The following is a 21,430-nucleotide window of genomic DNA, read 5'->3' as shown; positions in this document are numbered from 1 at the left end:
TCCTTCCAGGCAGAAAATTCCGCTCAACTCAGCGCGCTACCAGGGACGTTCACCGAGGTGCATCGATCTACGAACCCATGAAACCACGACGCAGCCGCCGCAGTCCCTCCCTGATTTCCTCCGGAGTCTGCGTCACGAAGCACAGCCGCATCGTCGACCGCTCGGGCTCCCCGGCGTAGAAGGGCGCCCCCGGCACATAGGCCACGTCCTGCCGCACCACCCGGGCCAGCAGCTCCGTCGTGTCGTACGACTCCGGAAGCCGCGCCCACAGGAACATGCCGCCCTCGGGCCGCTCCCAACTCGACCCCTCGGGCAGTGAGTCGGCAAGGCCACCGAGCATCGCGTCCCGCCGCTCCCGGTAGACGGCCGCCACCCGCGCCACATGCGCGTCGAGGTCGTTGTCCGCCAAGTACCGTGCGGCGGCGAGCTGGTTGACGGTCGGCGTGTGCAGGTCGGCGGCCTGCTTGGCGACAACACAGGCCCGCAGCAGGGCAGTCGGCGCCCGCAGCCAGCCCAGCCGCAGTCCCGGCGCCATCACCTTGGAGAACGATCCGAGCAGCACCGTACGGTCCGCCGCGCCCTCGTGGACCGCGATCCACGGCAACCGCCCGCCCTCGAAGCGGAGTTCGCCGTAGGGATCGTCCTCCACGATCCACAGCCCGCGCCGCGCGGCGACGGCGGCGACCGCGGCCCGGCGGTCGGCGGGCAGGGTGCGGCCGGTCGGGTTCTGGAAGGTCGGCACGGTGTAGAGCAGCTTGGGCCGCTCCCGCACGACGAGTTCGTCCAGCGCCCCGGGATCGAGGCCCTCCCCGTCCCCCGGCACGGCGACGATCCGCGCTCCGGCGAACGCGAACACCTGAAGTGCCGCCAGATAACAGGGACTTTCGACCAGGACGACGTCCCCCGGCTCCAGCAGCGCGGTCGCCAGCAGCGACAGTGCCTGCTGCGAACCGGTGGTCACGAGGAGGTCGTCGGGCCCGGTGGGCAGCCCGCGCGCCGAGGTGCGGTCGGCGAGCGCGGCACGCAGCACGGGCTCGCCCTCGGTCGTCGCGTACTGAAGCGCCCGCGCGGGCGTCTCGGTGAGCACCGCCTGGTAGGCCGCCGCGATACCGCCGGCGTCGAAGAGTTCGGGGGCCGGGAGCCCGCCCGCGAAGTTGATCACCTCGGGGCGGGCCGTGACGGCGAGGATGTCCCGCACCGGCGAACCGCCGATCGCACGGGCCCGCGCGGCGAGCGGCGGGAGCGGGGCAAGGGGGACGGGAACCGACTCGGTGATGGCCATGACCGGCAGCGTAGGAAGATACCTGCTGTCTACAAACAGGTTTCCGCGATCCGGACGCCTCGGGTCGTTTGCCCCGGCCCGGTCAGGCCTTCGTGCCGGTCGCCCCGTACACGTTGATGTCGTCGTCCGTCACGTCGTTGATGTCCCGGTAGGTGATCTTCTCGATGTCGTCGAGGCTGTCGAAGTACGCCTGCTCCACCACCGGCGGCGCGGGCGCCGGGCCGGGGTACCACTGGTGGGCGGGGACCACACCGGGCTCGTCCAGGGTCAGCCCCGGGGTCTCGGTGAAGAACCGCTCGACCTCGTCCTTCGTACGGAAGACGAACGTGAACCCCCGCTCCGTGTAGGTCCGCTGGACCGCGCGGGTCGGGATCGGGTGCATCTCGTCGGTGAGATGGCTGAGCACGACATGGCTGCCGGACGGCAGCACGTCCACCAGCTCGCGCACCAGCGGGTACGCCTCCTCGTCCTCGACGAAGTGCAGGATCGCCACCAGCAGCAGCGCGATCGGCTGGTTGAAGTCGAGGGTCTTGGCGGCCTGTTCGAGGATGTCGTCCGGGCGGCGCAGGTCGGCGTCGATGTAGTCGGTACGGCCCTCGTCCGTGCTGGTGAGCAGCGCGCGGGCGTGCGCCAGGACCACCGGGTCGTTGTCGACGTACACGATCCGCGACTCGGGGGCGATGCCCTGGGCGATCTGGTGCACGTTCTCCGCCGTGGGCAGCCCGGTGCCGATGTCGAGGAACTGGCGGACCCCGTGCTCCTGCGACAGCCGGGTCACCGCGCGGCGCATGAAGTCGCGGTTGTGCCGGACGTCGAGGTAGCCGCGCGGGTTGGCGGCGAGCGCGGCGGCGGCCGCCTGACGGTCGACGGGGTAGTTGTCCTTGCCGCCGAGGAAGACGTCGTAGACGCGGGCCGGGTGCGCCTTGGTGGTGTCGATCCTCCTTCTCAGCTCGGCGGGATCTTGGCTGAGGGCGTCGCCGGGCATGCGTGTCTCCCAGGAGAGTGGGTCATGGGCCAACCGGTGCAGTGGTCAACAACCTAACTCGCGGCGGGACTTGATGGTGCCCAAGTGGGAGGAAGGGTCCCGGTATCCTCCCGGCGTCCCGTACCGCGCCCGGGAGGGACGGCGTCCCCGCAGGTCAGCGAGGGCGGGACGATCCGGACGTCCCGAATCCGGCGACAGCCGTAGCGCCCGCGGGGCCCGACCGCCCAAGCTGCAACCCTCACCGCACCGCTCCGACAGGGGGACCCATGCCCGTCCGCACGATCCGCGTCCGTCTCCTGGCCGTCTCCGCGACGGCGGCCGTGCTCGCCGCGCTGCTGCTCACGGGCTGCAAGGACGGCATGGGCGTACGCGACGAGGGCCCGTCGGGCACGACTCCCGCACCGACCGCGACCGCCCGCTGACCAACAGGTCAGGCGTGCGCGGGGATCCGCTTCGGACACGGGCCGAAGCGGTTCTCGCCCGGCTCGCTCTCCGTCAGCGTGAAGATCAGCATGACGACGGTCCCGACGAACGGCACGAGAGCGACGAGAACCCACCACCCCGAGCGGTCCGTGTCGTGCAGCCGCCGGACGGTCACGGAGAGGCCGGGCAGCAGAAGCATCACGCTGAAGACGAACGCGGCGGCGACGAGCGCCGGCGACCGCCCCGAGGCGCCGAACCCGACCAGCACGACATAGCCGACGTAGACGACCGCCACGAACGTCCAGTACTCCAGGCGCCGCGCCCGCCCGCCGAAGTCGGCGTACTTCCGCATCGCCTCAACGAACCAGTGCACAGCTGCCCCCTACCCGGCCGCCCGACCCCGCTCTCGCCGTTCCCTCAGTCGCGCAGCTTAAGGGCTGCCTCGACCGCCCAGTAGGTCAGGATGTTCCGCGCCCCGGCCCGCTTGATCCCGGTCAGCGTCTCGAAGATCGCCCGGTCCCGGTCCAGCCAGCCCTTCTCGGCGGCGGCCTCGACCATCGAGTACTCGCCGGAGATCTGATAGGCGGCGACGGGAACGTCCGAGACCTCGGCGACCTTCGCGAGGATGTCGAGATAGGGCCCGGCCGGCTTGACCATCACCATGTCGGCGCCCTCTTCGAGGTCGAGCGCCAACTCCCGCAGGGATTCCCGGGCGTTGGCCGGGTCCTGCTGATACGTCTTGCGGTCCCCCTTGAGCGAGGACCCGACGGCCTCGCGGAACGGACCGTAGAACGCGGACGAGTACTTGGCGGTGTACGCGAGGATCGCGACGTCCTCCCGCCCGATCTGGTCGAGCGCGTCCCGGACGACCCCGATCTGCCCGTCCATCATCCCGCTCGGCCCGACGACATGAGCCCCGGCGTCGGCCTGCACCTGAGCCATCTCGGCATACCGCTCAAGGGTGGCGTCATTGTCGACGCGCCCCTGCTCATCGAGCACCCCGCAATGCCCATGATCGGTGGTCTCGTCGAGACACAGATCGGACATGACGAGCAGTTCATCCCCCACCTCGGCCCGCACGTCCCGCAGCGCGACCTGGAGAATCCCTTCCGGATCCGTGCCCGGCGTACCGAACGCGTCCTTCTTGCTCTCCTCCGGCACCCCGAACAGCATGATCCCGGAGATCCCGGCGGCCACGGCCTCAGCCGCAGCCTTCTTCAGACTGTCCCGCGTGTGCTGCACAACCCCGGGCATGGCCTCGATCGGCACCGGCTCACCGATCCCCTCCCGCACGAACGCCGGAAGGATGAAGTCGGCCGGGTGCAAGCGGGTCTCGGCCACCATCCGCCGCATGACGGGGCTGGTCCGCAGCCGCCGGGGGCGCGAGCCGGGGAAGGATCCGTACGTCGTCATGCCGTCTACGCTACGCCCGCCCCAGGGGCACCTTTGCCGACGGTGAGTCGGTGCACATTTCGGCGCACTGCCGTGCACTTTCCGGCCGGGGCCGACACCTTCCGGCGCCTTCCGGCCCGTCCGGCACCTTCTCGCCGAGGCCGACGCTGTCCGGCACCTCTTCGGCCGAGACCGGCATCATCCAACCCGCCCGACACCTCTTCGGCCGAGGCCGACACCGTCCACCCCGTCGGGTGCCTTCGCAACTCAGACCAGCAAAAAACCAGCCCGTCCGGCGTTTGAGGACGAGGCCCCTTCAGGGCCGAAGCGGGGGTGTGGGGGCGCAGCGCCCCACGGACGCCCGCCCCCACTCACCGCAACCCGACACTCAGCCTCAGGTCGTACGACGACGCCGAGCCCCAGGCCTGCGCTCACTCGGCCGAGTAACCGGATCCCCGGCCTCCTCCGCCGCAGCCCTCCGCCGCAGCCCAAAGTTCGCCAGCGCCTCCGCGAGCTTGTGCACGGACGGCTCCGGGGCCATCACATCCACCCGCAGCCCGTGCTCCTCGGCCGTCTTCGCCGTAGCGGGACCGATGCACGCGATCACCGTCACGTTGTGCGGCTTCCCGGCGATCCCCACCAGGTTCCGCACAGTGGACGACGACGTGAAGAGAACGGCGTCGAAGCCACCCCCCTTGATCGCCTCACGCGTGTCCGCCGGCGGCGGCGAGGCCCGTACCGTCCGGTAGGCCGTGACGTCGTCGACCTCCCAGCCGAGCTCGATCAGGCCGGCGACGAGCGTCTCCGTGGCGATGTCGGCACGCGGCAGGAACACCCGGTCGATCGGGTCGAAGACGGGGTCGTACGGCGGCCAGTCCTCCAGGAGGCCGGCGGCCGACTGCTCACCGCTCGGCACCAGGTCCGGCTTCACACCGAACGCGATCAGCGCCTTGGCGGTCTGTTCTCCGACCGCCGCGACCTTGATGCCCGCGAAGGCACGCGCGTCGAGCCCGTACTCCTCGAACTTCTCACTCACGGCCTTCACCGCGTTGACCGACGTGAAGGCGATCCACTCGTAGCGCCCGGTGACGAGGCCCTTGACCGCGCGCTCCATCTGCTGGGGCGTACGCGGCGGTTCGACGGCGATCGTCGGCACCTCGTGCGGGACGGCGCCGTAGGACCGGAGTTGGTCGGAGAGCGAGGCCGCCTGCTCCTTCGTGCGCGGGACGAGGACCTTCCAGCCGAACAGCGGCTTGGACTCGAACCACGACAACTGGTCGCGCTGGGCGGCGGCGGAACGCTCACCGACCACGGCTATCACCGGCCGGCCACCGTCCGGGGACGGCAGCACCTTCGCCTGCTTCAGCGTCTGCGCGATCGTGCCGAGCGTCGCGGACCAGGTCCGCTGACGAGTGGTCGTACCAGCCACTGTGACCGTCATGGGCGTATCGGGCTTGCGGCCCGCCGCCACCAACTCACCGGCAGCGGAGGCCACCGAGTCCAGCGACGTCGACACGACCACCGTGCCGTCCGACGCGCCGACCTCGGTCCAGCAGCGGTCCGAGGCGGTACGGGCGTCCACGAAGCGGACGTCCGCGCCCTGCGCGTCCCGCAGCGGGACACCGGCGTACGCGGGGACGCCGACGGCCGCGGCGACACCGGGCACGACCTCGAAGGGAACACCGGCGGCGACGCAGGCGAGCATTTCCTCGGCGGCGTACGTATCCAGTCCGGGGTCCCCGGACACCGCACGCACGACCCGCCTGCCGCCCCGCGCGGCCTCCATGACAAGATGTGCCGCATCCCGCACAGCGGGTAGGCCAACGGTTGTTGACACACCGTCAACGACCGTTAGTTGAGGCGTGCCCGTGCCCGGGAACCAGTCCGAAGAAGGACCCGGATCCGGATGCACGACGGCCACGCCCGATCGGGCGTGCGCACGTACGACGTCGAGCACCTCGTGCTCGGCGACGAGTACGTCCGCGTTCGCCAGCGCCTCGACGGCGCGCAGTGTGAGCAGTCCCGGATCTCCGGGTCCGGCACCCAGGAAGGTGACGTGCCCGTGTTCCGGACCGGCGGCGGGAAGAGTGGTGGGGCTCACTTGGCTTGCTCCCCCATCAGACCGGCCGCGCCCTGGGCGAGCATCTCGGCGGCGAGTTCGCGACCGAGCGTCAGTGCTTGGTCATGCGTCTCGGGCACGGGACCGGTGGTGGACAGCTGCACCGTACGCGAACCGTCGGTCGTGCCGACTATTCCGCGCAGGCGCATTTCCTTGACAATCTGCCCGTCGGCCAGAAGGTCGGCCAGCGCGCCCACAGGGGCGGAGCAGCCGGCCTCCAGGGCGGCGAGCAGGGACCTTTCGGCGGTGACCGCGACCCGCGTGAACGGGTCGTCGAGTTCGCCGAGTGCCGCGATCAGGTCCGCGTTGTCCGCGGCGCATTCGATCGCCAGGGCCCCCTGGCCGGGGGCGGGCAGAACCGTGTCGACCGACAGGAAGTCGGTCACTTCGTCGAGCCGGCCGATCCGGCTCAGTCCGGCGGCGGCCAGGACTACGGCGTCCAGCTCACCGTCCCGCACGAAGCCGATCCGGGTGTCGACGTTCCCGCGGATCGGGACCGTCTCGATGTCGAGGCCGTGGCCGCGCGCGTACGCGTTCAGCTGGGCCGTGCGCCGCGGGGAGCCCGTACCGATGCGCGCCCCGCGGGGCAGGTCGGTGAACTTCAGGGCGTCCTTGGCGACGAGTACGTCCCGCGGGTCCTCGCGCTCGGGTACGGCGGCGAGTACGAGCCCCTCGGGCTGCGCGGTCGGCAGGTCCTTCAGCGAATGAACCGCGAAGTCGACCTCACCGCCGAGCAGCGCGTCCCGCAACGCGGTCACGAAGACTCCCGTGCCGCCGATCTGCGCGAGGTGCTCGCGGGAGGTGTCGCCGTAGGTGGTGATCTCGACGAGCTCGACGGGCCGTCCGGTCACCTGGCTCACGGCGTCCGCCACCAGCCCGGACTGGGCCAGGGCGAGTCTGCTCCGCCTGGTCCCGAGTCTCAGTGTTCTGCTACTCATGCGAGCCCTCGGTTCTTGCTGTTCTCGTTCTCAGAGTCTTCTTCGGCCCGCGAGACGGAGGCCACCGTCTCCTGGTCGAGGTCGAACAGGGTGCGCAGCGCGTCCGCGTACCCGGCGCCGCCGGGCTCGGCCGCGAGCTGCTTGACCCGTACGGTCGGCGCGTGCAGCAGCTTGTCGACGACCCGTCGTACGGTCTGCGTGATCTCGGCGCGGTGCTTGTCGTCGAGGCCGGGCAGCCGTCCGTCGAGCCGGGCGATCTCGTTCGCGACGACGTCGGCGGCCATGGCGCGCAGGGCGACCACGGTCGGCGTGATGTGCGCGGCCCGCAGGGCTGCCCCGAAGGCCGCGACCTCGTCGGAGACGATACGCCGGACCGCGTCCACATCGGCCGCCATCGGGGCGTCGGCCGAGGCCTCGGCGAGCGACTCGATGTCGACCAGCCGCACCCCGGCCAGCCGGTGCACGGCGGCGTCCACGTCCCGCGGCATCGCGAGGTCGAGGACCGACAGCACCGGCGCGGGGCGCGGGATCTGCACGACGGGCTCGGGCCTGCGCCGCTCGGGGATCCGGCCCACGGTCACGGCCATGGTGGCGAGCTCGGCGATGAGTTCCGCCTCCGCCTCGGGCGTACGGCGGCCGCTCTCGCGCCGGTCGACACCCGCCCCGGCGACCCAGGCCGCGTGCTGCTCCAGCGTCGCCGCGTCCATCCCGGCGACGGCCGCCTCCCCCATCACGGAGAAGCCGGCCGCCCCCTGCACCGCGGAAAGGTCCAGCGGACAGCCGTCCTCGGCCCCGACGGAGGTCGGCGGAAGCTCTTCGCGTACGACGTCCTCGACGGCCGTACGACCTGTCGTCGCGTCCTGCGACACCCGGCCCTCGACCGCTCCCGCGATCATGTCGGCCGTCAGGACCAGGCCCGTCGCGCCCGTGCAGGACACGGTGACATCGGCACGTGTCAGCTCGAACGGCACCGATTCCATCGGTACCGCGCGGGCCGACACGTCCGTTTCGGGGCTCTCGGTGATGATCTGGGCGAGCCGCTCGGCGCGGTCGGAGGTGCGGTTGGCGACGACGATCTCGGCGACCCCGGCACGCGCGAGGGTCGCGGCGGCCAGCGACGACATGGAGCCGGCGCCGATGACCAGGGCGCGTTTCCCCTTGGCCCAGGCCTCGACCGGCGTACCGGAGGAGAGCTGCTGAAGGCCGAAGGTGACCAGGGACTGGCCGGCGCGGTCGATGCCGGTCTCGGAGTGGGCGCGCTTGCCGACTCTGAGGGACTGCTGGAACAGGTCGTTCAACAGCCGCCCGGCGGAGTGCAGTTCCTGCGCCTTGGCGAGCGCGTCCTTGATCTGGCCGAGGATCTGGCCCTCGCCGACGACCATCGAGTCGAGGCCGCAGGCCACCGAGAAGAGGTGGTGGACGGCCCGGTCCTCGTAGTGCACGTAGAGATAAGGAGTGAGCTCGTCCAGGCCGACCCCGCTGTGCTGGGCGAGCAGCGTGGAGAGTTCGGCGACGCCCGCGTGGAACTTGTCCACGTCGGCGTAGAGCTCGATGCGGTTGCAGGTCGCCAACACGGCGGCCTCGGTGGCCGGTTCGGCGGCGACCGTGTCCTGGAGCAGCTTGATCTGGGCGTCCGCGCCCAGCGTGGCCCGCTCCAACAAGCTGACCGGAGCGCTGCGGTGGCTCAGCCCGACGACGAGGAGACTCATGCCGGCATCACGGCGGGGACGTCCCCGTCAGGGCCCTGCTCGGTGGAGTCGCCGCGGTGCGCGGCGGCCGGGTGCGCGGCCTCGGCGGCGGCTTCCTCACCGGCCTTGCGCTGCTCGTGGAAGGCGAGGATCTGAAGCTCGATGGAGAGGTCGACCTTGCGGACGTCGACGCCGTCCGGGACGGTCAGCACGGTCGGCGCGAAGTTCAGGATGGAGGTGACCCCGGCGGCCACGAGCCGGTCGCAGACGGGCTGGGCGGCACCGGCCGGGGTCGCGATGACGCCGATGGAGACGCCGTTGTCGCTGATGATCTTTTCCAGCTCGTCCGAGTGCTGGACCGGGATGCCCGCGACGGGCTTGCCGGCCATCGCCGGGTCGGCGTCGATGAGGGCGGCGACGCGGAAGCCGCGGGAGGCGAACCCGCCGTAGTTGGCGAGGGCGGCGCCCAGGTTCCCGATGCCGACGATCACGACCGGCCAGTCCTGGGTCAGGCCCAGTTCGCGGGAGATCTGGTAGACGAGGTACTCGACGTCGTAGCCCACACCACGGGTGCCGTAGGAGCCGAGGTAGGAGAAGTCCTTGCGCAGCTTCGCGGAGTTGACGCCCGCGGCGGCGGCCAGCTCCTCGGAGGAGACCGTGGGTACCGAGCGCTCCGAGAGTCCGGTCAGCGCGCGGAGGTACAGCGGGAGACGGGCGACGGTGGCCTCGGGAATCCCTCGGCTACGGGTCGCCGGTCGGTGAGTTCGGCCAGTTGCCACGGTGCTCCTGCGGGTAGAGCGGGGCTGTGGGCGGTCACACGAACCCAGACCGCCCCGTCGGAAGCAGGCTATGTCTTTGTGAACGCGTGCACAAAGATGGTGTCCGATTTGCCCACCCAACGTGACCGGGGTCACGCACACGCGTTCCCGACGCATTCCAGGGGGCAAAACCGCCACACTCCTCGTAATTCCCGCCCCCGAGACCAAACCGCCGTCGATCCTAAGCGACGTTCGGGTGCGCGTTGAACTACTTGGTCAGTTCCCGGCGCAGGCGGCCCTCGTCCACCCGCCAGAAAGTGTGCTGTTTCCCATCCACCAGGACGACCGGGATCTGCTCCCAGTACTCGTCGTGCAGCCGCTGGTCCACGGTGATGTCCTTCTGTTCCCAGGCGACCCCGAGATCGGCGCAGACCTTCTCCACGACGAGCTGCGCGTCCTCGCACAGATGGCAGCCGGGCTTCCCGATGAGGGTGACGAGATGACTCATGCACCCCATTCTCACGCCGTCCGGCCACTTCTTTAACGGCCCGGTCGCGGAGAGTTCACAGCCTCCGAACCTCTCAGCTCCGGAACCACCGAACAAACTGGCTATGCTCACGACATGGCCGCTCTCGGATGGCTCACTCCCCGTAGGCGCTCCGCCACGGCGCGGAGCGTGTTGGCAGGCGAGGCCTCTGCGGAGGCAGCGCGCAAGTCGTCGCAGGACGTCCAGGACATAGAGGACGCCCTCGCGGAAGAAGCAACCGCGGAACCGGAGTTCCCGGTGCTCGGCGACGACAGAGCAGCCGCCTTCTTCGACCTCGACAACACCGTCATGCAGGGCGCGTCGATCTTCCACTTCGGCCGGGGCCTGCACAAACGGAAGTTCTTCGAGACCCGCGACCTCCTCAAGTTCGCCTGGCAGCAGGCCTATTTCAGGCTCGCCGGCTCCGAGGACCCCGAGCACATGCAGGAGGCGCGCGACTCCGCGCTGTCCATCGTCAAGGGCCACCGCGTCGCCGAACTCCAGTCGATCGGCGAGGAGATCTACGACGAGTACATGGCCGAGCGCATCTGGCCCGGCACCCGCGCCCTCGCCGAGGCGCACCTCGCCGCGGGCCAGAAGGTGTGGCTCGTCACAGCGGCCCCGGTGGAGATCGCCAATGTGATCGCCCGCCGCCTCGGCCTCACCGGCGCGCTCGGCACGGTCGCCGAGTCCGTCGACGGCGTCTACACCGGCAAGTTGGTCGGCGAACCGCTGCACGGCCCCGCCAAGGCGGAGGCGGTCAAGGCGCTCGCCGCGGCGGAGGGCCTGGACCTCTCGCGGTGCGCCGCCTACAGCGACTCGCACAACGACATCCCGATGCTCTCGCTGGTCGGGCACCCCTACGCCATCAACCCGGACGCCAAGCTGCGCAAGCACGCGCGCGAGCTGGACTGGCGGCTGCGCGACTACCGAACGGCCCGCAAGGCGGCCAAGGTCGGCATCCCGGCGGCGGCCGGTGTGGGCGCGGTGGCGGGCGGCACGGCCGCGGCGATCGCATTGCATCGCCGACGCCGGTGACGCGGTAAACACAGCCAATCCACGGGTCGTACCCGCGTAACCCCCTGTCCAGTCACGTTGGCTGCACACGGCCACAACACGCCCTGCTCCCTGACTGAATTCGGACCGTTCTGATCAACAACCGTTCACTCTGCGGCACTTGATCGAGCGCCAATCGGTTACAGAAGCGACGTAATCGATGATTTGAGCAACTGGGTGTAGCAGCGCCTGTACGAAGCGTTATTCTCCTCAGACGCAATCCGGCACCTCTCTGTCGCTACGACGGGTGAACGTTCCGGTACTGCACGTGATGGAAGCTCTGCCTCTGGGAGTCCCGTGTACCCACACGTCGGGGTTGACGCCTCGGGCCTGGCTACGCTGCGCGCAACGGTCCAAGACCTGTTGCGCGGCTTCGTCCCCACCGCGTACGCCGTCCCCGCCGCCTTCGCCACCACCGCACCCGTCGGTCCGTGCTACGCACTGGCCGACGGCGGCGCCGCTGTTGGCAGACGAGGGCGCTCGGCCGGCGCCGCCACCGCACGCCGTCCGGCCGCTGACAGCGACAGCGCCCGGATGATGGACCTCGTGGAGCGTGCCCAGGCCGGCGAAGCCGACGCCTTCGGCCGCCTCTACGACCAGTACAGCGACACTGTGTACCGGTACATCTACTACCGAGTGGGAGGCAAAGCCACCGCCGAGGACCTCACCAGCGAGACCTTTCTGCGCGCCCTGCGCCGCATCGGCACCTTCACCTGGCAGGGGCGCGACTTCGGCGCCTGGCTGGTGACCATCGCCCGCAACCTCGTCGCGGACCACTTCAAGTCGAGCCGCTTCCGGCTGGAAGTCACCACCGGCGAGATGCTCGACGCCAACGAGGTCGCCCGCTCCCCCGAGGACTCCGTCCTGGAGTCCCTCTCGAACGCCGCACTGCTGGACGCCGTACGACGGCTCAACCCCCAGCAGCAGGAGTGCGTCACGCTCCGCTTCCTCCAGGGCCTCTCCGTCGCGGAGACCGCCCGGGTGATGGGCAAGAACGAGGGCGCGATCAAGACCCTCCAGTACCGCGCCGTGCGCACGCTCGCCCGGCTTCTCCCGGACGACGCCCGCTGACGGCACACGCTCGGTAACGCCCAACTCGCGCTCAGTGAAAGTCCGTTGAGTTCGCGGTCGGATCATCCGCCGTCCGTAACCCAAGTGCCGCGCCACTCGTTGTGCGGGATACAGGCTCCCTGTGGTCACACCCCGACCCTCTCCGATCACTCGATCGTGTGGATGCGGTCAGGAGGTGCAACCCTCAGGACCCCCTGGGGAGTCGACCGTCATGACGAGAGGAGGTGCCGCCAGTGATCGCGAACGTATCGGCGCACCGGCGGGCGAACGCCTTCGCCCAGGCCCTGGAAGAGGAGCAGTCCGACCGGGGCACGGCGGCCGAGCAGTCCGAAGGACCGGCACCGGCCCCGGCTGCTGCGGAACAGACCGAGCAGGGCCGCATGCTGGCCTTCGCCACCGGTCTCGGCGAGCTGCCCAAACCCGTGCTGGACCCCGAGGTCAAGGTCGTCCAGCGGGCTCAGCTGGTCGCCGCGTTCGAGGCCATGCTGCAAGGAGGCGAGGCACCACAACCTTCGGTACCGGAGCAGCGGTCCCACCGGTCCCGGGGCACCCACCGGGCCACCGGACTGGGCAAGCTGCGACCCCGGTCCCGGCTCAGCAAGGGCCTCGCGGCCGGCGGCCTGAGCGTCGGAGTCGCCGCCGGAGCCTTCGGCGGAGTCGCCGCCGCCAGCTCGGACGCCCTGCCCGGCGACGGCCTCTACGGCCTGAAGCGCGGCATCGAGGACTTCAAGCTCAACTACCTGTCCGACGGCGCCGACCAGCGCGGAGTGGCCTACCTCGACCAGGCGTCCAACCGCCTGAGCGAGGCACGCCGGCTGATGGAGCGGGACCGCGGCGGCCACCTCGACCACGAGCAGCTCGGCGAGATCCGCCGCACGCTCGCCGGGATGACGCACGACGCGTCCGAGGGACACCGGCTGCTGCACGAGGCGTACGAGCAGGACCCGAACTCGCTGGGCCCCATCCAGGCCCTCTCCGCGTTCTCCCGCTCGCACCGCGAGGCATGGGGCGCCCTGCGCGACCGCCTCCCCGTCCGGCTCGGCGACGTCAGCGACCAGGTCTCCTCGGTCTTCGACGCCATAGACGAAGAGGTCGCCCCGCTCCAGTCCCTGCTGCCCCAGCCCCCGGCCAAGACCGGCGGCGGCACGGGCAGGCACCGCGCACCCGACACGGAGTCCACCGGCTCCACGGGCTCGCACCGCTCGACCACACCGAGCGACACGGCGGACTCCCCCGCGGGCAAGGGCGGCCACTCCAGCACCCCCAGCGAGTCCGCCACCGACGGCGACGGCCTCCTCGGCGGCAACACGGGCGGCCTCCTGGACCCCCCGAAGTCCTCCGGCACGGCTTCCCCGTCCACGAGCAAGCCGTCGATCACCGAACCGGACGTCACGCTCCCACCGCTCCTGCCGGGCTTGTTGCCGGGCTTGGGCATCGACAGCGAGGACGCGAACTAGGCGATCAACACCTGTGGGGCTACGGGGAGTTCCTCGTAGCCCCACAGGTGCATGTCAGCTTTCTCAGACGAAGCCCACAAAAAGCTAGAAGAACACCGACCGCCGCTGCACCAGCAACTTGTACAGCGTGTGCTGGATCTGCTCCCTCACCTGGTCGGTGAGGTTGAACATCAGCATCGGGTCCTCGGCCGCCTCCGGCGGGTAGCCGTCCGTGGGGATCGGCTCGCCGAACTGGATCGTCCACTTCGTGGGGAGGGGGATCACGCCGAGGGGGCCCAGCCAGGGGAACGTCGGTGTGATCGGGAAGTACGGGAAGCCCAGGATCCGGGCCAGCGTCTTGGAGTTGCCGATCATCGGGTAGATCTCCTCGGCCCCGACGATCGAGCACGGGATGATCGGCACGCCCTTGCGCAGTGCCGTCGACACAAAGCCGCCGCGGCCGAACCGCTGGAGCTTGTAGCGCTCGCTGAACGGCTTGCCGATGCCCTTGAAGCCCTCCGGCATCACGCCGACCAACTCACCGCGCCCCAGCAGCCGTTCCGCGTCCTCCGCGCAGGCGAGCGTGTGACCGGCCTTGCGGGCCAGCTCGTTGGCGACCGGCAGCATGAACACCAGGTCCGCCGCGAGGAGGCGGAGATGCCTGCTCGCGGGGTGGTTGTCGTGGACGGCGATCTGCATCATCACGCCGTCCAGCGGAATCGTCCCGGAGTGGTTGGCGACGATCAGCGCGCCACCGTCCGCCGGGATGTTCTCGATGCCCTTGACCTCGACCCGGAAGTACTTCTCGTACAGCGGGCGCAACGCCGGCATGAGGACCTCGTCGGTCAGCTCCTCGTCGTAGCCGAAGTCGTCGACCTCGTAGTCCCCGGTCAGCCGGCGGCGCAGGAAGGACAGGCCATGGGCGATACGGCGCTCCAGGCCGCTCTGGCCGCCCTCGCCGCTCTCACCCACCTCGCCGCCCTCGTGCTGCGGCTGCTCCGGCTCCTGCTCCTCACGCGTCACAGGAACATCATCCTGCGCGAAGTGCCGGCCCGGCAGGGGCTGGACCTCACGGACCAGCGCGGGTTCGCCGTTCTTGCGCCGGCTTCCCGCGCCACGGCGCCGCTGCGGCCGCTGCACGGCACCCGCGCGGGACCGGTCGTCGTCGAACGGAATGACCTTGGCATCCGCCATCGTTGATGCGCTCCTCAGTTGGCGCTCGGCGTCGGGGGGTGGCCACTGTCCGGCCGGGACAGCGCGGCGATCCGGTCGACGGCCCCCGCGAGGGCCTCCGGCGGCAGCAGCCCAGGGCCCTGACTGCGCGCGAAGTCCGCGAAGGTCTCGGCGGTCGTGTACTTGGGCTGGTACCCCAATGTCTCGCGCATCTGCACCGTCGACACGACCCGGCCGTGGGTGAGCAGCCGGATCTGCTCCGGGGAGAAGTCCGTCATCCCCAGCGTCCGCACCAGGGAACCGGCCCAGGTGACCGCCGGCAGCAGCAGCGGCACGGTCGGCCGGCCCAGCCGCCGCGAGCACTGGGAGAGCAGCAGGACGCCTTCCCCGGCGATGTTGAAGGTGCCGCTGTTGAGCGTGCCGCGCTCCGGTTCGTGCGAGGCGATCCGCAGCACCTCGATCACATCGTCCTCGTGCACGAACTGCAACCGCGGGTCGTAGCCGAACACGGTCGGCAGGACCGGCAGCGAGAAGTACGAGGCGAGCGGCGAATCCGCCGTAGGACCAAGGATGTTGGCGAACCGCAGCACGCACACGGCGACATCGGGCCGCCGCCGGGCGAAGCCGCGCACATACCCCTCGACCTCGACGGTGTCCTTGGCGAAGCCGCCGCTCGGCAGGGACTTCGGCGGGGTCGTCTCGGTGAAGACGGCCGGGTCGCGCGGGGCCGAGCCGTAGACGTTCGTGCTGGACTTCACCACCAGGCGCTTGACGACCGGCGACTTCTGGCAGGCACCGAGGAGCTGCATGGTGCCGATGACGTTGGTCTCCTTGACCGTGGTCCGGCTGCCGCTGCCCAGCGCGGTGCCGGTCACGTCCATGTGGACGACCGTGTCGGCGCCCGACTCGGCGAGCACCCGCGCGATGGTGGGCTGCCGGATGTCGGCCTGGATGAACTCCGCGCCCCCCAGATGGTGCCCGGGCGGGACCGCGTCGACAGCGATCACCCGGTCCACTTCCGGGTCACGCTGAATGCGTCGTACGAACCGGCCCCCCAGCTGGCGGGCCACTCCGGTCACGAGCACGACCTTCCCCAAGATCAGCGCCTTCCTTCCGAGTTACCCGTGTGCGGCCAACCTAGCGGTTCGGTGTTGCGCTGTGATGACCGCCTGACGCACGAAGTCACGAGTACACGCAAACGGGCACATGCCGGGAACATAACTGTGGCCCCCCACCGGAGACCGGTGGGGGGCCACAGGAGACGCTCTCGCGGCGCCGCGTCGCCTACTTCTTGTTACGACGCTGCACGCGCGTGCGCTTCAGCAGCTTGCGGTGCTTCTTCTTAGCCATCCGCTTGCGCCGCTTCTTGATAACAGAGCCCACGACTACCCTCGCTCACTTCTCATCACTCGGTGCTGGGCATCATGGGCCCATACGACCTACAAGGGGCCAGCCTACCCGTCCGAGCGCTGAGGTCGTAATCGAGGGTTCGCCTCAGGCTGTCTCCACCCCCACATAACTCTCGCGAAGGTACTCGTGTACCGCTTGCTCGGGGACGCGGAAGGACCGCCCCACCCGGATAGCGGGCAGATGACCGCTGTGCACCAACCGGTACACGGTCATCTTCGACACTCGCATCACCGAGGCGACCTCCGCCACGGTAAGGAACTGAACCTCGTTCAGAGGCCTCTCGCCAGCTGCAGCCATGACACACCTGAACCTTCCGCACTCGACGGTCACCGGCTTCCCCTTCCGGTGACTCTTCGTCGTTGCGTGCTCACTCCCCAATGTAGGGGCGGGTGATGCGAGTGGGGAAGAGGTGCACCCATCGGCGGCCTACTGTGACAGACACGCTCGATTGAGTACGTAGCGGGTAAGCGGGCGGTAGTAATCGGACCGCACGGCGTCATCAAGTGGAACTGCCACGGACACCGACCCCTCGGCCTCCCCCACGAACAGCGCGGGGTCGTCGGTATCGGCCAGCCCAATGGCCTCGAACCCCAGCTGACCTGCTCCGCAGACCCATCCGTGGTCCCCGATCACCAGCTCCGGAAGCACCCCGCCGGCCTCCGCCGCCGCACCCAGCACGGTACGAACCGGGAGCGGTGAGTGCGTGTGTGCGCCTGGCTCACAACCGGGGCGTTCGGGGCCCGGATCGCGGACGAGGGCGACACCTCGTACGTAGGCAAGGTTGTACGTGCGTAGACCGAACCGGGTCGTTATGTCGACACAGTGACCATGCGCGGGGGTGAGAACAGCACATCCCGCCGCCGACAGCGCGTCCGCCAACGCGGCGTAGAACCCGAGCAGCCGGTGCGGATGCCCGGTGCCGAGGAGCACGGGTCCGTTGCGCTCAGCCACCGCGCCCAGCCGGTCGGCGAAGGCGTCCAGAGCGGTCAGGGTCCGCTCCGGGTCGATCACATCATGCCCGGAAACATGTCTCGGGTCGGCCGAAACCCCGCACTTGTCCGCCATGAGACCGATCAGATCCCGCTGCCCCCATGTCCATTCGGGATCGAGTCCGATCAGCACCCGGGGGTCACGAGCCGCGAAGGCCCGATAGCTCCGCAGGCTCTCCTCCCGAGAGGTGGCCACGGGCCCGGCCAGCCGGGCGGCCAGCAGATGCGCGCGGAGCGCGCCGGTGCTCAACACGGAAGCGATGCTGACGGACCCTGGCCCCGCCCACGGCGGGAACGCCGGAAACTCCGCACCGTTGGCGTAACACCGGTGACAGAACAGTGACAAAAGCGCCCACAACTGTCGTACGGCTTCCCGGGTCTCACTCTGCGTGGACGGAACGACCAACCGTCCCAGGCAAGTTGACCAGCAAGCACGCCAACTGGGGGAACACCACCATGAACATGAAGCTGTCCCGCCGCACCACGACCGCCGCCGCCCTCGCCACCCTGGCGCTCGCCGGCACGATCGCCGCCACCGCTCCGGCCTCGGCGGCCACCACCAAGGCAGCGGCAGCCACCGCCACCTACAACGGCGCCTGCGGCACCGGCTACAAGGTCATCGACTCCACGCCCGTCGGCAACGTCGGCAAGGTCTTCCTCACCTGGAACGAGTCGACCGGCAAGAACTGCGCCGTGACCATCCGCAACACCCCGGGCGCGAAGATCCACATGGCCGTCGAGCTCAACATCGACGTCAACTACGAGCACAACCCGGTCGTCGACAGCGGCCAGTACACGTCGTACGCCGGCCCCGTCTACATGTCCGCCCGCGGCTACTGCGCCGTCTGGTACGGCGTCATCGGCACCGCCAAGGGCGGCGACTCGGGCCACTGCGGCTGACCTCCCACCCAACGCCGGACGGGCACATCCAGCCCGTCCGGCACTTTTCCAACCCAGGTCAGCTGCAATCAGCCCGTCCGGCGTTTGAGGACGAGGCCCCTTCAGGGCCGAAGCGGGGGTCTGGGGGCGGCAGCCCCCAGTGACGGGACGGGTAGGGGCGGCGGGGGCGAAATATCCCGGAGCCCTAAGCCAACAACCCCCGCAACGGAAACACCGCCCGCCGAGTAGCCACCACCGCCTGATCAAGCCGGTCGGCGGGGTCGTACCCCGACTCCCAGTCGGCGTAGGCGACCGGCCACCGCCCATCCGTCATCCGCTGCGGCCCCAACTCCCGGGTCCGCGCAAACACCTCCTGCCGCCACCCCTCAGGAATCACCGCCTCAGGCGCAATCTCCCGCCCCGCAGCAATCGCGACAAGATGCGTCCACGACCGCGGCACGACCTCCACCACGGCGTACCCACCCCCACCCAACGCGACCCACTTCCCGTCCGCGTACGAGTGCGCCAACTCATGACAAGCCACCTGCACAGCCCGCTGCGCATCCAACGACACCGCGAGATGAGCGAGCGGATCCTCGAAGTGCGTATCGGCCCCGTGCTGCGTCACCAGCACCTGCGGCCGAAAGTCCGCGATCAGCTCCGGCACGACGGCATGAAAGGCCCGCAGCCACCCCGCGTCCCCGGTCCCGGCCGGCAGCGCCACATTGACGGCCGAACCCTCCCCAGCCCCCGCCCCGGTCTCCTCCGGCCACCCGGTCTGCGGAAACAACGTCCGCGGATGCTCGTGCAGCGAGATCGTCAGCACCCGAGGGTCCTCCCAGAACGCCGCCTGGACCCCGTCCCCGTGATGCACATCCACATCGACGTACGCGACCCGCTCGGCCCCCAACTCCAACAGCCGGGCAATGGCGAGCGAGGCGTCGTTGTAGATACAGAACCCGGAAGCGGCCCCCGGCATCGCGTGATGCAGCCCACCGGCGAAGTTCACGGCATGCGACACATCCCCGGCCCACACGGCTTCAGCCGCCCCCACCGACTGCCCCGCGATCAAAGCGGACACCTCATGCATGCCAGCAAAGGCGGGATCATCCATGGTCCCCAGCCCGTACGCCCCGTCCGCCGACTCCGGATCGGCCGAGGCGGCCTTCACCGCCTCGACGTAGTCCTCCCGGTGAACCAGCCGCAAGGTCGAATCACCGGCGGGCTTGGCCGCGACGACCTCCACGTCCTTGTCGAGCCCGAAGGCGTCGACGAGCCTCCGGGTCAGGGCGAGCCGGACCGGGTCCATCGGATGGTCCCGGCCGAAGTCATAGCCCGTTACTGCCTCGTCCCACATCAGCTGTGCGCGCCCGCTCATGCCCGTCACCGTACCGGCCCTCCTGCGGCGCGAACGAGCGGGCGTACACCAACGTCACCAGCACCAACACCATCGGCACGAGCATGGCCCCGCGGTAACTCCACGCGTCGCCCAACGCCCCCACCAACGGCGAACCGATCAGGAACCCCACGTAGTTGAAGACATTGAGCCGGGCGATGGCCGTATCGGAGGCCCCCGGGAACAACCGCCCGGCCGCCGCGAAGGTCTGCGGCACCAGCACACACAGCCCGAGCCCCAACAGCGTGAACCCGAGCATCCCGACCCCGGCCCCGGGCGCCACGGCGACAACGGCGAACCCCAGCGCGGCCACCACAGCCCCCAGCCGTACGACGGCCACGGCCCCGAACTTCCGCACCCCGAGGTCCCCGATCCCCCGCCCGACCAGGCACATCACCATGTAGACGTTGTACGGAACGGTAGCCACCTGCTCCGAACTCCCCAGCACGTCCTTCAGGTACTTCGCACTCCAGTTGGAGACGGTCGAGTCCCCGATGTACGCGAAGGTCATCACCAGACACAGCGGCAGCAGCAGCTTGAAGACCAGCGGCCCGGCCTCGGCCCCCTCGCCCTCCGCGTCGGGCGCACCGCCGTCGACGTACCACCGACTCCCCACGAAGGCCGCCGGCAGCAGGACGGCCACCACGGGCAGATACGACACCCACAGCGCGAGATGCCAGTGCGCCCCCGCCCACGCGAGCGAGGCCCCCACGATCCCGCCCAGGCTGTACGCGGCATGGAAGCTGAGCATGATGCTCCGCCCGTACGTCCGCTGGAGACTCACCCCGAGCATGTTCATCGAGGCGTCCAACGCACCGACCCCGAGCCCGAACGCCCCGAGCGCGACGGCCAGTTCGGCCATGCTGTCGCCCGCGCCGACCCCTAGCAGCGCCAGGAGCACGACCGGCTGGGACCAGCGCAGCAGCACGCTGGGCCGTATTCGCTTCACCAGCTGCTCGGTGGTCACGCTCCCGACGCCGGCGAGGATCGGCACGGCGGCCAGGAAGACGGGCAGCAGCCCGTCCGAGACCCCGTACCGGTCCTGGATCGCGGGGATACGTGTCACGAGCAGCGCGAAGGTGGCGCCCTGAGCGAAGAAGCTGAACGCCAACGAGGCCCTACCGCGCCGCAGCACATCTGTCATGGCGGCGAGCGTAAGGGCCCCGGCGTACTCGTGGGTAGATCCAGCCAAAGATGAATTCGGCTCACCTTTACCGAGCGACGGCCGGCGAGAGCAGAACCGCAGGTGCGGGGGCGTCCTGGCCCTTCAGCTCGGCGGCCATCATCTCCGCCATCGGCCCGGCTGCAAGCCCACCACTGACAACAACGGTCACCGCCATCGTCCCGATCATCACGACCGTCCCGAGCCACACCATGGTGTCCACGGGCAGCGTGTACGCCCCGACCACCCGGGCGACGCACTCACCGAGCAGTGCGACACCCCACACCAGCGAGAACCGCCGCTCGGCCCGCCGAAAGGCCGGCGACCCGCTCAACAGCCGCTCAAAGACGGCCTCCCGCTCCGGGTCCCCCTTCACGAGCCAGGGCTTCATCCCGGCGGTCATCATCGGCCGCCCCATCGCCACCGACACCAGCACCCCGATCCCGATCGCACTGCTGACCCCGCTGTCCTTGGCCAGCATGAGCCGAGGATCACCGGCGACGAGACTGAGCGACAGCCCGACGACATTCACGAAGAGGATCAACGCGGCAAAGGCGTTGACCTTCCGCTCGGCGACCACACCCCACACCGTCCGCACCGCCGGCACGACACTGCTCCACCCCAGCGCCGCCACCGTACCCATCCCGAACCCGCTCTTGAGCAGGTAGTACGACCCGATCGGCACCGCCACGTCGATGAGGAGCGGCGCGAGGTTCTTCGTCCTGGAGCCCGTGTTCGTCGTCATGC

At 69.8% G+C, this 21,430-nt stretch carries 22 protein-coding genes; 5 read left to right on the top strand and 17 right to left on the bottom strand.

The features are described 5' to 3' along the window. Positions 1-67: 67 nt before the first annotated feature. Both ACQHII_RS27530 and ACQHII_RS27525 read right to left on the bottom strand, forming a co-directional pair. Positions 68-1,282: a PLP-dependent aminotransferase family protein gene (locus ACQHII_RS27530; RefSeq protein WP_427921810.1), complete on the bottom strand. Its 1,215-nt coding sequence runs from the start codon at positions 1,280-1,282 to the stop codon at positions 68-70. Positions 1,283-1,364: 82 nt separating this feature from the next. Then, positions 1,365-2,267 (bottom strand): SAM-dependent methyltransferase, encoded by a 903-nt coding sequence (locus ACQHII_RS27525; protein WP_427921809.1) that lies wholly within the window; start codon positions 2,265-2,267, stop codon positions 1,365-1,367. Between the two features lie 266 nt (positions 2,268-2,533). Here ACQHII_RS27525 and ACQHII_RS27520 point away from each other — a divergent pair, with 266 nt between their 5' ends. After that, entirely contained in the window at positions 2,534-2,689 is a 156-nt protein-coding gene (locus ACQHII_RS27520) for a hypothetical protein (protein ID WP_427921808.1), read from the top strand. 8 nt (positions 2,690-2,697) lie between these two features. Here ACQHII_RS27520 and ACQHII_RS27515 read toward each other — a convergent pair whose 3' ends face one another. The 7 genes from ACQHII_RS27515 to ACQHII_RS27485 form a co-directional block, all read right to left on the bottom strand. Beyond that, the gene (locus tag ACQHII_RS27515; protein WP_427921807.1) at positions 2,698-3,063 is read right to left on the bottom strand and encodes a DUF805 domain-containing protein; all 366 of its coding nucleotides are present in this window, start codon (positions 3,061-3,063) and stop codon (positions 2,698-2,700) included. A 44-nt stretch (positions 3,064-3,107) separates the two neighbouring features. Further along, a complete protein-coding gene (gene hemB / locus ACQHII_RS27510; RefSeq protein WP_427921806.1) occupies positions 3,108-4,103 on the bottom strand; it encodes a porphobilinogen synthase in 996 nt (331 codons plus the stop codon). Between the two features lie 373 nt (positions 4,104-4,476). Next, complete coding sequence (locus ACQHII_RS27505) at positions 4,477-6,183, bottom strand: uroporphyrinogen-III synthase (protein ID WP_427921805.1); 1,707 nt, start codon at positions 6,181-6,183, stop codon at positions 4,477-4,479. After that, positions 6,180-7,139, bottom strand: a complete 960-nt coding sequence (gene hemC, locus ACQHII_RS27500) for a hydroxymethylbilane synthase (RefSeq protein ID WP_427921804.1) — start codon at positions 7,137-7,139, stop codon at positions 6,180-6,182. Before hemC ends, ACQHII_RS27505 begins: the two co-directional genes overlap by 4 nt. After that, positions 7,136-8,848 (bottom strand): glutamyl-tRNA reductase, encoded by a 1,713-nt coding sequence (locus tag ACQHII_RS27495; RefSeq protein ID WP_427921803.1) that lies wholly within the window; start codon positions 8,846-8,848, stop codon positions 7,136-7,138. Before ACQHII_RS27495 ends, hemC begins: the two co-directional genes overlap by 4 nt. Next, positions 8,845-9,606 (bottom strand): redox-sensing transcriptional repressor Rex, encoded by a 762-nt coding sequence (locus ACQHII_RS27490; RefSeq protein WP_093627488.1) that lies wholly within the window; start codon positions 9,604-9,606, stop codon positions 8,845-8,847. The genes ACQHII_RS27495 and ACQHII_RS27490 overlap by 4 nt, the downstream gene beginning before the upstream one ends. A 247-nt stretch (positions 9,607-9,853) precedes the next feature. After that, a complete protein-coding gene (locus tag ACQHII_RS27485) occupies positions 9,854-10,093 on the bottom strand; it encodes a glutaredoxin family protein (protein WP_388113512.1) in 240 nt (79 codons plus the stop codon). A 114-nt stretch (positions 10,094-10,207) separates the two neighbouring features. On the opposite strand from ACQHII_RS27485, the gene ACQHII_RS27480 reads away from it, so the two are divergent. The 3 genes from ACQHII_RS27480 to ACQHII_RS27470 all read left to right on the top strand — a co-directional run bounded on the left by ACQHII_RS27480 (position 10,208) and on the right by ACQHII_RS27470 (position 13,695). Next, the gene (locus tag ACQHII_RS27480; protein ID WP_427921802.1) at positions 10,208-11,149 is read left to right on the top strand and encodes an HAD family hydrolase; all 942 of its coding nucleotides are present in this window, start codon (positions 10,208-10,210) and stop codon (positions 11,147-11,149) included. A 315-nt stretch (positions 11,150-11,464) separates the two neighbouring features. After that, entirely contained in the window at positions 11,465-12,238 is a 774-nt protein-coding gene (locus ACQHII_RS27475) for an ECF subfamily RNA polymerase sigma factor, BldN family (protein WP_019075382.1), read from the top strand. A gap of 233 nt (positions 12,239-12,471) precedes the next feature. Then, the gene (locus ACQHII_RS27470; RefSeq protein WP_427921801.1) at positions 12,472-13,695 is read left to right on the top strand and encodes a DUF5667 domain-containing protein; all 1,224 of its coding nucleotides are present in this window, start codon (positions 12,472-12,474) and stop codon (positions 13,693-13,695) included. 84 nt (positions 13,696-13,779) lie between these two features. Here the strand turns inward: ACQHII_RS27470 and ACQHII_RS27465 are convergent, their stop codons facing one another. The 5 genes from ACQHII_RS27465 to ACQHII_RS27445 form a co-directional block, all read right to left on the bottom strand. Further along, positions 13,780-14,868, bottom strand: a complete 1,089-nt coding sequence (locus ACQHII_RS27465) for a lysophospholipid acyltransferase family protein (protein ID WP_427921800.1) — start codon at positions 14,866-14,868, stop codon at positions 13,780-13,782. A 14-nt stretch (positions 14,869-14,882) separates the two neighbouring features. Continuing rightward, on the bottom strand, positions 14,883-15,944 hold the full coding sequence (locus ACQHII_RS27460; protein ID WP_200712569.1) for an NAD-dependent epimerase/dehydratase family protein: 1,062 nt from the start codon (positions 15,942-15,944) through the stop codon (positions 14,883-14,885). A gap of 187 nt (positions 15,945-16,131) precedes the next feature. Continuing rightward, positions 16,132-16,230 carry a 30S ribosomal protein bS22 gene (locus ACQHII_RS27455; RefSeq protein WP_003948845.1) on the bottom strand — a complete coding sequence of 33 codons (99 nt, stop codon included), beginning with the start codon at positions 16,228-16,230 and terminating at the stop codon, positions 16,132-16,134. A 111-nt stretch (positions 16,231-16,341) separates the two neighbouring features. Beyond that, the gene (locus ACQHII_RS27450) at positions 16,342-16,554 is read right to left on the bottom strand and encodes a helix-turn-helix domain-containing protein (RefSeq protein WP_004984898.1); all 213 of its coding nucleotides are present in this window, start codon (positions 16,552-16,554) and stop codon (positions 16,342-16,344) included. 129 nt (positions 16,555-16,683) lie between these two features. After that, positions 16,684-17,499 (bottom strand): phosphatase, encoded by an 816-nt coding sequence (locus tag ACQHII_RS27445; RefSeq protein WP_427921799.1) that lies wholly within the window; start codon positions 17,497-17,499, stop codon positions 16,684-16,686. Positions 17,500-17,708: 209 nt separating this feature from the next. Between ACQHII_RS27445 and ACQHII_RS27440 the strand changes: the two genes are divergently transcribed. Further along, positions 17,709-18,146: a spore-associated protein A gene (locus tag ACQHII_RS27440; protein WP_427925422.1), complete on the top strand. Its 438-nt coding sequence runs from the start codon at positions 17,709-17,711 to the stop codon at positions 18,144-18,146. Positions 18,147-18,330: 184 nt separating this feature from the next. Here the strand turns inward: ACQHII_RS27440 and ACQHII_RS27435 are convergent, their stop codons facing one another. From ACQHII_RS27435 to ACQHII_RS27425, 3 genes are all read right to left on the bottom strand, one after another. Further along, complete coding sequence (locus tag ACQHII_RS27435) at positions 18,331-19,503, bottom strand: acetoin utilization protein AcuC (protein WP_427921798.1); 1,173 nt, start codon at positions 19,501-19,503, stop codon at positions 18,331-18,333. Next, positions 19,454-20,665: an MFS transporter gene (locus tag ACQHII_RS27430; protein ID WP_026179539.1), complete on the bottom strand. Its 1,212-nt coding sequence runs from the start codon at positions 20,663-20,665 to the stop codon at positions 19,454-19,456. The genes ACQHII_RS27435 and ACQHII_RS27430 overlap by 50 nt, the downstream gene beginning before the upstream one ends. A gap of 67 nt (positions 20,666-20,732) precedes the next feature. Next, a complete protein-coding gene (locus ACQHII_RS27425) occupies positions 20,733-21,428 on the bottom strand; it encodes a VC0807 family protein (protein WP_427921797.1) in 696 nt (231 codons plus the stop codon). Between the last annotated feature and the right edge of the window lie 2 nt (positions 21,429-21,430).

Source organism: Streptomyces sp. cg40 (genome assembly GCF_050320165.1).
GTDB lineage: Bacteria > Actinomycetota > Actinomycetes > Streptomycetales > Streptomycetaceae > Streptomyces > Streptomyces hokutonensis.
The sequence above is the reverse complement of the archived record's forward strand: the minus strand, read 5'-3'. Positions and strand labels throughout refer to the sequence as shown.